At 57.8% G+C, this 12,480-nt stretch carries 14 protein-coding genes; 8 read left to right on the top strand and 6 right to left on the bottom strand.

Annotated features, from left to right (window positions below):
* The first annotated feature begins 92 nt into the window (after window positions 1–92).
* On the top strand, window positions 93–404 hold the full coding sequence (locus IEW73_RS01430) for a YidH family protein (RefSeq protein ID WP_188672699.1): 312 nt from the start codon (window positions 93–95) through the stop codon (window positions 402–404).
* Window positions 405–417: 13 nt separating this feature from the next.
* Here IEW73_RS01430 and IEW73_RS01425 read toward each other — a convergent pair whose 3' ends face one another.
* Window positions 418–750, bottom strand: coding sequence for a nucleoside triphosphate pyrophosphohydrolase (locus IEW73_RS01425; protein WP_188669980.1), 333 nt, complete (start codon window positions 748–750; stop codon window positions 418–420).
* 346 nt (window positions 751–1,096) lie between these two features.
* Here IEW73_RS01425 and IEW73_RS01420 point away from each other — a divergent pair, with 346 nt between their 5' ends.
* Complete coding sequence (locus IEW73_RS01420) at window positions 1,097–2,110, top strand: VIT1/CCC1 transporter family protein (RefSeq protein ID WP_372433610.1); 1,014 nt, start codon at window positions 1,097–1,099, stop codon at window positions 2,108–2,110.
* On the opposite strand, the gene IEW73_RS01415 is transcribed toward IEW73_RS01420, so the two are convergent.
* On the bottom strand, window positions 2,078–3,745 hold the full coding sequence (locus IEW73_RS01415) for a cation:proton antiporter (RefSeq protein ID WP_188669976.1): 1,668 nt from the start codon (window positions 3,743–3,745) through the stop codon (window positions 2,078–2,080). The genes IEW73_RS01420 and IEW73_RS01415 overlap by 33 nt on opposite strands.
* 91 nt (window positions 3,746–3,836) lie before the next feature.
* Window positions 3,837–4,676, bottom strand: a complete 840-nt coding sequence (locus IEW73_RS01410) for a hypothetical protein (protein WP_188669974.1) — start codon at window positions 4,674–4,676, stop codon at window positions 3,837–3,839.
* Between the two features lie 179 nt (window positions 4,677–4,855).
* Between IEW73_RS01410 and IEW73_RS01405 the strand changes: the two genes are divergently transcribed.
* Window positions 4,856–6,052: an AI-2E family transporter gene (locus IEW73_RS01405; protein WP_188669972.1), complete on the top strand. Its 1,197-nt coding sequence runs from the start codon at window positions 4,856–4,858 to the stop codon at window positions 6,050–6,052.
* A 79-nt stretch (window positions 6,053–6,131) separates the two neighbouring features.
* Window positions 6,132–7,130 carry an SDR family NAD(P)-dependent oxidoreductase gene (locus IEW73_RS01400; RefSeq protein ID WP_229675648.1) on the top strand — a complete coding sequence of 333 codons (999 nt, stop codon included), beginning with the start codon at window positions 6,132–6,134 and terminating at the stop codon, window positions 7,128–7,130.
* 1 nt (window position 7,131) lies between these two features.
* On the opposite strand, the gene IEW73_RS01395 is transcribed toward IEW73_RS01400, so the two are convergent.
* The 3 genes from IEW73_RS01395 to IEW73_RS01385 all read right to left on the bottom strand — a co-directional run bounded on the left by IEW73_RS01395 (window position 7,132) and on the right by IEW73_RS01385 (window position 9,466).
* Window positions 7,132–7,830, bottom strand: coding sequence for an MOSC domain-containing protein (locus IEW73_RS01395; protein WP_188669970.1), 699 nt, complete (start codon window positions 7,828–7,830; stop codon window positions 7,132–7,134).
* 68 nt (window positions 7,831–7,898) lie between these two features.
* A complete protein-coding gene (locus IEW73_RS01390) occupies window positions 7,899–8,606 on the bottom strand; it encodes a hypothetical protein (RefSeq protein ID WP_188669968.1) in 708 nt (235 codons plus the stop codon).
* A 32-nt stretch (window positions 8,607–8,638) separates the two neighbouring features.
* Window positions 8,639–9,466 carry a glycerophosphodiester phosphodiesterase family protein gene (locus IEW73_RS01385; RefSeq protein ID WP_206050431.1) on the bottom strand — a complete coding sequence of 276 codons (828 nt, stop codon included), beginning with the start codon at window positions 9,464–9,466 and terminating at the stop codon, window positions 8,639–8,641.
* A 129-nt stretch (window positions 9,467–9,595) separates the two neighbouring features.
* Here IEW73_RS01385 and IEW73_RS01380 point away from each other — a divergent pair, with 129 nt between their 5' ends.
* The 4 genes from IEW73_RS01380 (at window position 9,596) to IEW73_RS01365 (ending at window position 12,480) form a co-directional block, all read left to right on the top strand.
* Window positions 9,596–11,026 carry an alanine/glycine:cation symporter family protein gene (locus tag IEW73_RS01380; protein WP_188669966.1) on the top strand — a complete coding sequence of 477 codons (1,431 nt, stop codon included), beginning with the start codon at window positions 9,596–9,598 and terminating at the stop codon, window positions 11,024–11,026.
* A 153-nt stretch (window positions 11,027–11,179) separates the two neighbouring features.
* On the top strand, window positions 11,180–11,491 hold the full coding sequence (locus IEW73_RS01375) for an NINE protein (protein WP_229675644.1): 312 nt from the start codon (window positions 11,180–11,182) through the stop codon (window positions 11,489–11,491).
* Between the two features lie 81 nt (window positions 11,492–11,572).
* Window positions 11,573–11,803, top strand: a complete 231-nt coding sequence (locus IEW73_RS01370; RefSeq protein WP_188669962.1) for an antitoxin — start codon at window positions 11,573–11,575, stop codon at window positions 11,801–11,803.
* Between the two features lie 125 nt (window positions 11,804–11,928).
* Complete coding sequence (locus tag IEW73_RS01365; protein ID WP_229675642.1) at window positions 11,929–12,480, top strand: class I SAM-dependent methyltransferase; 552 nt, start codon at window positions 11,929–11,931, stop codon at window positions 12,478–12,480.

Raw genomic sequence — 12,480 nt, 5'->3', positions numbered from 1 at the left:
ATGCGAATACATGACTCACTGTTACTACACTGAATGTCCTGCGTACGAACCAAGGAGGCAAAGTGGACGCACGGCCCGATGAACGCTTCACGATGGCCAGCGAACGCACCTTCCTCGCATGGATTCGCACAGCACTCGGCCTCCTAGTTGCCGGAGTCGCTGTCATTCATATCGTGCCGGATTTCAGCACAATTCACATTCGCAGCGCGCTGGGTTTCGCACTGGTTGCGCTAGGTTGCCTCGCCGCGCTGGGAGGCTATCGCCGATGGGTCGCCGTGGACCGAGCAATGCGAACGGGTTCTGATATGCCAGGGTCGGCTCACTTGTTGATTGTGACAACTGTCGTTACTGCCGTTGGCGTGGCGACCTTGACGGCAATACTCGTTGATCTTGCGACCTCTTAATTCTCAATCTCAACTAGTTCATTGGTAGCGACCCTGGATTCGAGACCGAATCGAGAACGACACCGGCACCAAATCCACCACGTTCTGCCCGCTTCTGCGCCGCAGCCATGTCAAGATCAAGACGACTAAACCCATGATGAGCAAGCAACGACAGCAGGACCTCATAAACGTCAGCTGCCTCTTCGAGCACAGCCTCATCATCCGCCAAACGCAACTCCGACAATTCCTCGTCAAACTTGTCGAACAGCGCCGATACTCGATCTTGCCCGTCTACAAAGCTGATAGACGGTTCGCGCCCCGACGCTCGAATGATCTCCGGGATTAGATCGCGCACAAGTTTTGACATCCCATTTTTCTACATGACACAGCCACACCGCGGAACACTTCCGAGAAAATGTTCAACTGTTTAGCTGACATAACCATCACTTTGGAGTTGTGTTAGAACCTGCAATGCAGACCGCCGACCGGTAGCGTCGCCACTGTATTGTCTTCATACGGTAGCGACGCAAACACTCTCGACCCACAGATGCGACCACAGGAGGGGATTGACGATGCCGGACCGCAACTCTGACAGCATCCCCGATGAGCCCCTGGTTCGACGCGACATCAATGACCACGCAAAACCGACGTCGCAGGACATTGCCCGCTGGCGCCGCTATCTCGCGAATGAACGCGCCGAAGCCGCTGTGTATATGGACCTCGCTGAGCGGCGCACCGGTGAGGAGCGAGAGATCTTGCTCGCCCTAGCGCATGCCGAAGGTCGGCACGAAGAACACTGGCGCACACTGCTCGGCGACCAGGTTGGCATGCCGCTTCGCGGTGATCTCCGCACCCGCATGCTCGGTTTCCTCGCTCGTCGATTCGGCTCCGTGTTTGTGCTCGCCCTCGTCCAACGTGCCGAGAAGAGATCTCCGTACGCGATGGATCGAGACGCGACCAGTGCGATGAGTGCTGACGAACATATCCACGAAGAAGTTGTGCGGGCACTGGCCACGCGCGGCCGAAACCGGCTTTCGGGCACGTTTAGGGCTTCGGTTTTTGGCGCCAACGACGGTTTGGTCAGCAACCTTGCCTTGATTCTTGGGTTCGCGGGCAGCGGCGTCGACAATGACGTCATACTTCTCGCCGGTGTCGCTGGCCTGCTGTCTGGCGCGATGTCGATGGCGGCTGGCGAATACATTTCAGTGCGTTCGCAGCGGGAATTGCTTGAGGCATCAACGCCGAGCCCTGACACCACCAAGGCACTGCCCGACCTTGATGTGAACGCGAACGAACTTGCGCTTGTATACCGAGCACGAGGAATGTCTGCCGACGAAGCCGAGGCTAAGGCCGCAGCCGTCATTGCCGACATCGGTACCGACACGAATTCAGAGTTCAGCGACGCTCGCGCCGATGCCCGCGCGCAGGCCAACGACTCCCACGAAGCCGTTGGCACGGGGCTTCGCGCAGCGTCAGCAAGTTTTGCATTCTTCGCCTCAGGCGCAATCGTGCCGGTCATTCCCTATGCGCTAGGGCTGCACGGAACCCTCGCCGTTGTTGTTGCGGCCGTTCTGGTAGGAATTGCGCTGTTGACAACCGGCGTCATCGTGGGACTGCTGTCTGGCGGCCCACCAGCAAAGCGTGCATTACGCCAGCTTGCCATCGGTTACGGAGCCGCCACCATCACCTACCTGCTAGGCATGGCTTTCGGGACCATGCTCGAATGACGAATCAGGCCCCCTGACAATGTGTTCAATCCGTTCAGCGCTGACGTCCGCAGCGATGACGTACGGCTCAAGAACGCAATCGATGTTTCGAAGCGACAGTTCGTGCGCGTCGTGGTCGTTCAACGCGACAATGGCCACGCACCCGGTGTAGCTATGGTGCTCAAGTCCAACGATCAAGGCCCGGTTTGCATCAATATCGGGGATGGTGCTAACTACCGCCCTCGCTCGCCCCAATGGGAGCGTCTCCAAAAATTGGATGTCCTCCGCGCTACCAAAAATTGCCGTGACACCGGGGCGCCGATTGTTGGAAATCCGTCGAGGGTCAAAGTCGACTGCAAGCACTTTCCATCCATTGGCACCCAACCGGTCTGCGACGGGACCCCCGAAACGCCCCAGTCCATACACGATGACATCAACATCAGATTGGTCGTCGGATAGATCGACTTTGCGTGTGCTGCTTCTGTCGAGAATTTCGAGCCAGCGCCCAATTTTCGCGTAGATCTGATGCGAGTACAAGATCAGGTAGGTTGATCCGCCGATGGTGATCAATCCAACCACGGTGATCAAACTTACGGTGGCATTGGTGATATGGCCCAGACTGAGGCCCAGGGCGGCCAGAATCAGCGAAAACTCCGATATCTGCGCCACGGTCAAGCCCGCCAGAAAGCCAACACGTACGGGGTAGCGCATAAGTGCCATGATCAAAATGACAATCAGCGGGTTGCCGAACAGCACAAACGCCGAAAATATCAGTGCTTCCTTGATTTGCTGCCCAGCATCGGTGAACTCCAACTGCGCACCAAGCACGAGGAAGAAAAAGAGCAAGAGGAAGTCCCGCAAACTCACCAGCCGTGAGCCGAGCGCGTCACGGTATGGAGTCGAGGCCAAGGACACACCAGCGAGGAAAGCTCCGACCTCCGAGCTGAAACCTAGCCAGTCGCTAAACGCAGCGACAGCGACCGCATACGAGATACCGAAGAGAACCAGTAACTCTTGTGACTGGGCGACGCTGTGCAGAACGCGCGGCAGCACGTACTTGGCTAGCAAGACTATGCCGATGAGTAGCCCAATTCCTTTGGCGACAACCTCGACAACACCGAGCGCCACATTGTCCTGAGCCTCTTGCCCGAACGCGGTGATAGCGATCATCACTAGCACCACAATTATGTCCTGAACGATCAAGAAACCCACGGCTATTCGACCGTGAAGCTGCTCAAGTTCCCTCTTGTCAGACAGGAGTTTCACGATGATGATCGTTGACGAAAAGGTCAGTGCAACCGCCACGTACAAGGCAGTTACCGTGTCCATGCCCAGCGCAATAGCGATGAAGTATCCCACCACTGACGTAAAGATGACTTGGCCAAGACCGGTGGCCAACGCAACTGGACCAGTGGTTTTTACAAGGTGAAGATCAAGCCTGAGGCCAACTAGGAACAACAGAACTGCGATGCCAAGGTGCGCGAGTAGTTCCATCGTTCCATCGGTGGTGACCCACCCCAAACCGACCGGGCCGACGAGAATTCCGACTCCAATGAATGCCACAATCAGCGGTTGTTTAAGCCGCACCGCGAACATTGCTGCTATTGCAGCGATGGTCAGTACCGCAGCAAGAATGGGGAACTCGTGCACATCCATGAGCGCATCCGATCAGGTCAGGTGCGGGCAGTTACCCTACCTTCCCACAGTGCGACCCTTGTGAGAAATTAACCGTGGAAATCGAGCGCCCTTAGTCGTGCTTGATAACGCGGACGTCGTCAAACCCCGACTCGACGTCAACAAAGAACTCTGTGACCGCGTCTGAGGCCTGAACTGTGTGGCAGCCGGGCGCCAACGCTATGACTATGCGCCCATCCGCGAACGATCTCGGTGACGTGTAGGGATCTGACGACTTATCGCAGCGCTCCACAGTCACCCGGACCGCAGACACTGGCGCACCGGTCTGCTGGTCTTGCACGAGAATCGTCCCCGCCGCCCAGTTGGTGCCTAAACCGGTCGGCCCGTCGTAAAACATCACTTCGACAACGTCGCTTTTGGTCGCGGAGGTCACCAGCGTGGTGTGCGGTTCGGCAGGCACTGGATACCTATTGTGCGCATCGTCGCCGAGTTTCACGGCGTAGCAACCTTGAGGAACTGTCACCGCGAACATTCCATTGGCGTCTGTTGTGCCTTCGTGGGTACTTAACTGCTCGGCACCCTCAGCAGGCCCATCTGGTCCGCACGGAGCGAAACGATGGGCGCGAACAGTAACTCCATCCACTGGAATACCGCTGAGCGTGCGTGCTGCAACAGCGAGAGTTCCCTCGGGTATCGCTCCTGCCGTGCTCCGCGTAACCCCACCGGCCGGTGTCGGCGGCGGAGCCGTACTTGAGGATGCCGCAACAGCGGAATTGTTGTTCATCGCCTGCGGTTCCGGATAGTGGTAGATCATGTCCGCAGACCCTGTTGCACAGGCTGCGCCGAAAATTACCGCGACAACGGCAGGTGCAGCAGCGCACATGATTCGGCCGCCGCGGCTGCTGAGGTGGGACTCGCCAATAATTGTGCGCACCATGTCATTGGACGTCACCGACGCATAAGCCGCACCATTAAAACCCCGGTGTCAACCACACCGATCACTGATTGTGACACCGCCGTAATCGTGTTAGGCGCCGTGCCACCGCATCGATCACTTATGGCGGTAGCCTCAACAGATGGAACAGTCACCGGCGCGGTTCCGCCAGTGCCGACGCGTCTGCGAGGTTGCTTATGCCTGACAAAATTGGGAGTGACTCCCCCAAGCCGAGAGCCCCACGTCGCTCCGTCCCCAGGCGACCACGACCTCGTGACCGCGGCGAATTTATTGGCGACGGCGGCAAGTGGGTTGCCACGTGGAGTTTGCGCTTACTGTTGTTCGCCGCTGCCCTCTACGTCGTCGGGTGGGTGGTAGGCAAGATGTGGGTGGTCGCACTCCCCGTCTCGCTAGCCGTCATTGTTTCGACGGTGCTGTGGCCCATCGCGGGGTGGTTGCATCGGCACCGTGTTCCAGCATCGTTGGCATCGCTTGCTGCCCTCACTGTCGCAATCGGGGCGTTCGCCTTCCTCATAGCTTCGATTGTCCCGTCGATCGCGCGCGATGTCCCCGAGCTTGCAGAGCAAGCGGAACGCGGCATTATCAGCATTCAGGAATGGTTTGCAGGACCACCGTTAAATATCGAACCGGAGCAGTTTGACGAATACGTCCAAGCCGCCGCGACCATTTTGCAGGAAAGCTCGGACCGGATCGCCTCCGGCGTCTTTGTTGGCCTAGGTGCCGCGACATCGATCATCATTACGCTGATCCTGTCCCTGGTACTGACGTTCTTTTTCCTCAAGGATGGCTTGCGGTTTATGCCGTGGTTCCTTCGGTCAACCGGGGGAACTGGTGCCCGCCATGTCGCTGAAGTTCTTACCCGCCAGTGGAAAACCTTAGCGGGGTTCATTAGGGCCCAGGCGATCGTCAGTTTCGTTGATGCGTTCTTCATCTGGATCGGTCTCATGGTGATGAATGTGCCGCTCGCCAATGCGCTGGCCGTCATCACGTTCATCGCCGGATTTGTGCCCATCATTGGTGCGTTCGTTGCGGGTGGGCTAGCAGTCCTCGTCGCACTTGTTGCTAACGGACCCATCAACGCACTCATCGTGTTGGGCATTATCGTTGCTGTTCAACAGCTCGAAAGCAATATCCTGCAACCCATCCTGCAAAGTCGACACATGAACCTGCACCCCGTCGTCATCCTGCTTTCAGTTACCGCAGGAGCACGCCTATTCGGGATAGTTGGGGCATTCCTTGCTGTACCGGTGGCGGCGATGGTGGCTGTCGCTGTGCGATACATAGGTGAAGTGCTCGACGAAAGAGCACGAGAAGAACGAGAACAATACGAAGAAGAAACCCACGACGAAGAAGAAGCAGTGGAGTCCGGTTGATCAGGTCTGTCTGCGGCAACACAGCAAAGTCTCCTACTCTGAAACACGAACTGTTGTCGACGAACTGTGAGGTTGTGTTGTGACGTCGTCACTTGGCGCAAGAGGATCCAGGCTCGTGGCCCGCGCGGCTGACGCTGTCCTCGAAACCAGCATTGTTGGGAGTTTCACCAAATTCGGGCTTTCGACACGTCGCTCGCTTCCCCAGTGGCCAGCCGACCCAGCACCGCACAGTTTGCGCGACCACGTCGTGCTCGTCACCGGTGGAGGCTCCGGGATAGGCGCAGAATGCGCACGTCAACTCTCCATGCTTGGCGCTCGCGTCCTACTTGGCGTTCGCACGCCCAGTAAAGGAGCCAACACTGCCGCATGGATTCGAGACACAGTCCCCGGCGCTGATGTTGACGTGATTGACGTTGATGTGTCTGATTTTTCGTCGGTCCGGCACGCCGCACGCAACATTGTGGCGAACGAACTTCGCCTCGATGTCATCGTGCACAACGCGGGCGTTCTTCCGCGAGAACGCCTCGACAGCAATGACGGACACGAAATCACATTGGCCACACATGTGCTCGGCCCCCTGTTGCTCACAGAACTGCTCAGGCCTGCGTTGCGGGCGTCCCAGAACGGCCGGGTAATTTTTGTGTCGTCTGGCGGCATGTACACCCAGCGGTTGCCAGTTGAAGACCCTGAATATCATGTTGGGGTTTATAAGGGGGCGACGGCGTACGCCCGGACGAAACGCATGCAAGTTGCGCTCACCCCGTTGCTTGCACAGCGATGGGCCGGCGACGGCATTTCCGCCCACGCGATGCACCCCGGTTGGGCTAACACGCCAGGCGTGGTTGACGCGCTTCCCGGGTTCCACAAGGTGATGGAACCGCTGTTGCGCGACGCGCGATCAGGCGCGGACACCATTGTGTGGCTCGCGGCATCGCACCCCGCTCCTTCGTCTGGCCGATTTTGGCATGATCGCCGCGAACGCTCACAGTTCCGAATCCCCCGCACACGCCACAGCGACCAGGATGTCGTGCGCCTGTGGCGGTTCTGCTGCGATGCTCTCGAACTGCCTGCTGTATGAGCTAACGTGACTCGCGCCGTTCGGCGGATTTCAACGCCTTCAACACACCGCCTCGTGCGGACGGCGCGAGGTCATCAGCATTGAGGACGGACCTAATCTCAGCCGTTGTAAACCCTCGACCGTTGCGGCAGATTATGGCGAACAAGTCCGCGATCGTCACTTGATCTGGATTACTTCGAAGGAGCGTCAAAGCTCCGTGTGTTGGCGCGGACCCGGGGCTGATAATGCGCGCGTACCAACCGCACCGACCAGTTTCAATCATGTCCGCGATGATCGTGTTGGTGCCGACCCGCATGCCGAGTTTGTAACACGGCTCGCGTGGCTGCGTCACCTCAAGGATCACGTCGCCCCATTGCCACTGATCACCAACGTGTACTTCTTGTTCGGTGAGACCACGAACTGCGATGTTCTCCCCCACGTCACCGGGATTAAGGTCGTAACCATCCGCCTGCCACGCCGCGTAGTGCTCCGCAGGATAGATGTACACGCCCTTGTCTCGGCCGCCGTGAAACTTCAGATCAGCCTGCTCGTCGCCAACAATGTTGTGGTGTACAACATCGACGGTGCTCGCCGCGACGGAGCGCTTGCCGATACTGCTGACCACGCGTTCCCCGCCATGCGTACCGAGGTTTACGGGTGTCCCCACAAACACCGACTCCACCGTCACATCTGTAACCGTCTCATTTGTAGAGGGCACCACGATCACACCTACATCGTTTCTCGGACTATGTTTCTTCTCTGGCAGTGATTCTTCTCTGACTGTGTTGCTTACTGCAGATCGGACAGTGGCACGTTGTCACCAACGAGACGCACTTCTACACCATAATCCGTCACTCGAACTGAGTCGGCGCGCAACGAATCAGGTAGCGCGGCGACAGGCTCAGTTGCCCCACCCTGGATTGCCTGAGCGATAGCCGATGGCAATGGCAATCCGAGGATCTGAGCTTGCCCAATATCGACAACAACATCGCCGCCGTTGATCCGCGGCACCATATCCACCGATGCGGTACCACCCATCATTTCCACCGCCAACGCATCGCGGTCAGGATGAGCGGTTACACCGTCGATGGACACAGTGACGCCTGGAAGGAGAGCAACCCCTCCACCGCCTTGGGCTTGGATTGCTTCAAAAATCGTGTCAGTTGCGACCTGCGCGGTAACTTCAACAGTCCCAGCGACAGGGTTCTCCCGGTCTGAAATGTTGACATCACTAAGGTCGATCAACAAAGTCGAACCCCGCAACGTCCCTGTGCCAATGGTGCCGCTGTCAATGGAGAGATCAGCAATCCGATCGTCAAGCAACGCTGGAAGTAGCGGTGTGAAACCGAACGACGTCGATACGGAAGATTGCCACGACTCGCTCAACGGGTCGCGGATGTCTTTGCCAACAAAGTAGCGCGTCGCCGCTTCGCTTGCCGCCGCAACGATAACCAGGATTACGGCCAAGGAGAAAACTAACTTAAATAAACCGCGCAACAAACTTCACCTTCCACTACGACATCTGCAAACTACGGTTTCTGCCACTGACCGCGCTCACGAAGAACGTCGATCAATACGTCTGGCCGATCAGTCACAATTCCGTCCACCCCAATGTCAAGCAACGCGCGCATATCGGAGTCGTCGTCGACAGTCCAGACATGCACTTCCGCCCCAAGCCGGTGCACGAGCGCGACGAAACGATCATCCACAAGCGTACGGCCTCTGTAGGTCCTTGGCACTTGGGCCATGTCACCCCACGCAACTCGACGCAAGCCACCAAGCGGAACCTTTTGCGACCAGGGCGTCCGTGAAAGGGCCCACACCGCTGCGACCCCGGCAGGTGAGAACGCTGCCGCAGGGACGCCGCCGCGGCGTTGAAACTTCCTACGCAAGCGGCTTAGACGGCGGGTTGAAAATGACGCAATCGAAATCCGACCATGCGACTGTGTCCGTTCGATCAGGTCAACAAATGGATCCACCGCCGAGTCAGTCTTCACATCAATGTTGAAACGAGCTGACGGCAACGCCGCCAGTACTTCTTCGAGCGTGCTGACAGCCCCCTTACCGCCAACCTTCGCGGACTGGACCTGCGACCATGGAATCGACGAAACCTTTCCAGCAACGTCCGACACCCGATCTAACGTCGCATCGTGGAGAACAATGACGACACCATCGCTGGTGGCGTGAACATCGATCTCGATGTACGAGTACCCATTACGCACTGCTTCTGTCATCGCCGTGAGGGTGTTCTCAAGTCCCGTGAATTCGCCCGTGTGCCAACCCCTGTGAGCAAACGCGCGCGGAGGAGTTCCCTTCAGGTACGCATGCTTATGGGGCGGAGATCCACTTGTCGTCACCCCACAAGTGTGCCGACGACCGCATCGATTCGCGAGTCGTAATAAGAATTCAACACAGAGATCACAGGTATTTCATATCCACGGCGAGTTTGCACACTAGGCGTGATCTAGCGCGTATACATTGCTGCAATGTCAAACTTCGAACAGTTTGTCGACACCTTTGAATCGGTGCTCGGCACGATAGCTGGAATTGTGTGGGGACCGTGGGCGCTAATACCACTGCTCCTAGGCACGGGGTTGTACCTAACAATTAGGTTAGGCGGATTGCAGTTTCGCAAACTCATCCCCGCATTACGGCTCGCCCTTATTGAACGTCAGGACAAGGGAGCCACAGGCGACATTACCCACTACCAAGCCCTCACCACCGCACTCGCGGCCACAGTCGGTGTCGGCAATATCGTGGGTGTAGCTGCGGCTATAGGTCTTGGCGGGCCTGGTGCGTTGTTCTGGATGTGGGTGACGGCCCTCGTCGGTATGGCTAGCAAATACTCCGAAGCGTTCCTCGGCGTTCGCTTCCGCGTTACTGACGCCAAGGGCGAACAATCAGGCGGCCCGCAGTACTACCTATTCCGTGGAATCCCCAACAAATTCGGACTCACCCTCAGTATTCTTTTTGCCATTTTTGCCGTATTTGCCTCATTTGGTATTGGAAACATGACCCAAGGCAATGCCGTCGCCGCGCAAATGGAAAATACATTCGGCGTTACACCCTGGATTACAGGACTCGTTCTCTTCACCCTCACCGGACTTGTTCTCATCGGCGGTATCAAGGCCATCGGTCGTGTCACAGCAGCTTTCGTGCCCATGATGATCGCGCTATACCTCGCTTGCGGCACCTTCATCCTCATCAGCAACGCTGATGCCATCCCCGGCGCCTTTGGGATGATCTTCTCCGAAGCATTCACTGGGCAATCCGCAGTCGGCGGGTTCCTCGGCTCAGCTTTCCTCTACGCGCTACAACTCGGTGTGGCACGCGGAATCTTCTCCAACGAGTCCGGCATGGGATCAGCTGCCATTGCCGCCGCCGCAGCAAAAACGACGCACCCAGTACGTCAGGGCCTGGTGTCCATGACCCAAACATTCATCGACACCATCATCGTCGTCACGTTCACCGGGCTCGTCCTCATCACGACTGGTGTGTGGCAAGGTGACCGCGAAGCCTCCGGCACCATGACCGCGAATGCATTCTCCACTGGCCTGCCCGGCGAGTGGGGCCACTACATAGTTGCCATTTCGATCGCGTTCTTTGCGTTCTCGACAATCCTAGGTTGGTCGTACTACGGCGAGCGGTGTGTTGAACGCCTCGTCGGGCGCGGAGGCGTCGTGCCGTATCGGGCGGTCTTCACAGGCGTCGTCTTTATCGGCGCTGTATCGCAGCTCACCATCGTGTGGACAATCTCCGACATCCTCAACGGCCTCATGGCAATCCCCAACCTCATTGGATTGCTGCTACTGTCCGGGCTCATCGTGCGAGAAACCAAGCACTACCTCGACAATGACCCACAACTGCGTGCATCCGCCCGCGAAGTAAACCAGTTCATGGCCGCGTACAAGAAGTAGCGGACTACTCCCACGGCGCACCTATTCCCCTGTGTGCCGTGGGATTGGTCACCAAAGTCTTCACGGTAGTGAACTCGTGACGTAGCTTTAGCAACCGTGAGCATCGAGGAATCAGACAACACAGACAGCACGCCTCCCTCCAGTGAGGCGAGTGTGTCCGATTCCTCGCACCCCGGAGCTACGCAGAACTATGACGCCCTTTTCGGCCGTCCAGGAGCGCCATTCGGATACGACCCTGAAACCGAGGAACCGTATTCGTCAAAAAGTCGCGTCGCCGTGGGTGTCCTCAATATCTTTCTGCCAGGCGTCGGCCGCTTGTACTCAGGACGCCTCGCTCTTGGACTCCTCCAGCTTGCCGCGGCGATTCTTACCTGCGGAATTGGCTGGTTGTGGAGCGTCACGGATGGAATCCTCGTCCTCATCAACGGCTCCACCGACAACGACGGCCAGCCACTCCGGCCCTAGCTGCCTCCCTGCGCGGTAAAGCAAAAAGCACTACGGTGTGGTCCGGAATAGGTTCTCAAACGAACAACATTGGAGGCACACATGGGATTTGGCGACATGATGAACAAAGCAAAGGGACTCGCGCAGAAGAGTCCCGACAAAGTCCGTGCGGCGGTCGACAAGGCTGAAGACACTATTGATCAGAAAACTGGCGGCAAATACGGTGACCAGATTCGCCAGGGCGGCAGCGTCGTTCAGGACAAACTCGGCGTCACCGAGCAGAAAAATTCCGACACGGGCGAAGCCGACAAGGAAGCACCTGAGGCCAAGTAATCGTGCTGCCGGTGCGGCGTGACTTCACCGCCGCACCGAGCGGAACAGTGTCACCACCGTTGATCTCGAATACCCGAACACCATCGCCGCGTAGCACGGGAACGCTACTGACGAGAGGCTCCCTTGTGACCGCCGACAACGATCGCGCCCGGTGGAATGCTCGCTATACATCCAAGAGACCAACCTTCGAGCCGCAACCTATTCTCTCGGATGTACTCACCGCGGGCATCTCTGACGGACCAGTGCTTGAGCTCGCATGTGGTGCATCGGGAAACGCGGTGACTCTTGCCAGCCTCGGTAGACATGTCACCGCAGTGGACATCTCCGATGTCGGATTAGGCCAACTCCGGTGTGAAGCTGACAATCGTGGCCTCACATCGCATCTCGACATCGTCGAAGCAGACCTCAGTGACTACCAGCCCCGCGAACACCACTATGCGTTGGTAATCGCCACATTCTTCTGGGACGGAAGCGTTTTTGATGCTGCCTGCAACGCCGTCATGCCCGGCGGTGTTATTGCCTGGCAGGCACTCTCAACTCCAACTATGACTTCCCGACCGTTTCGGATACACCACGGTGCACTCAGCGCCAGACTCCCTGACGGCTTCACGGTGATTCGAGAGCACCAAGGGGGCGTCGAAAGCCACGCCTGGACCTGCCTCTACGCCCGCCGTTAG

Source organism: Hoyosella rhizosphaerae, assembly GCF_014643175.1.
In the GTDB taxonomy this organism is placed as follows: Bacteria; Actinomycetota; Actinomycetes; order Mycobacteriales; family Mycobacteriaceae; genus Lolliginicoccus; species Lolliginicoccus rhizosphaerae.
Note: the sequence above shows the minus strand (reverse complement) of the source record. Positions and strands in the feature narration are given on the sequence as shown.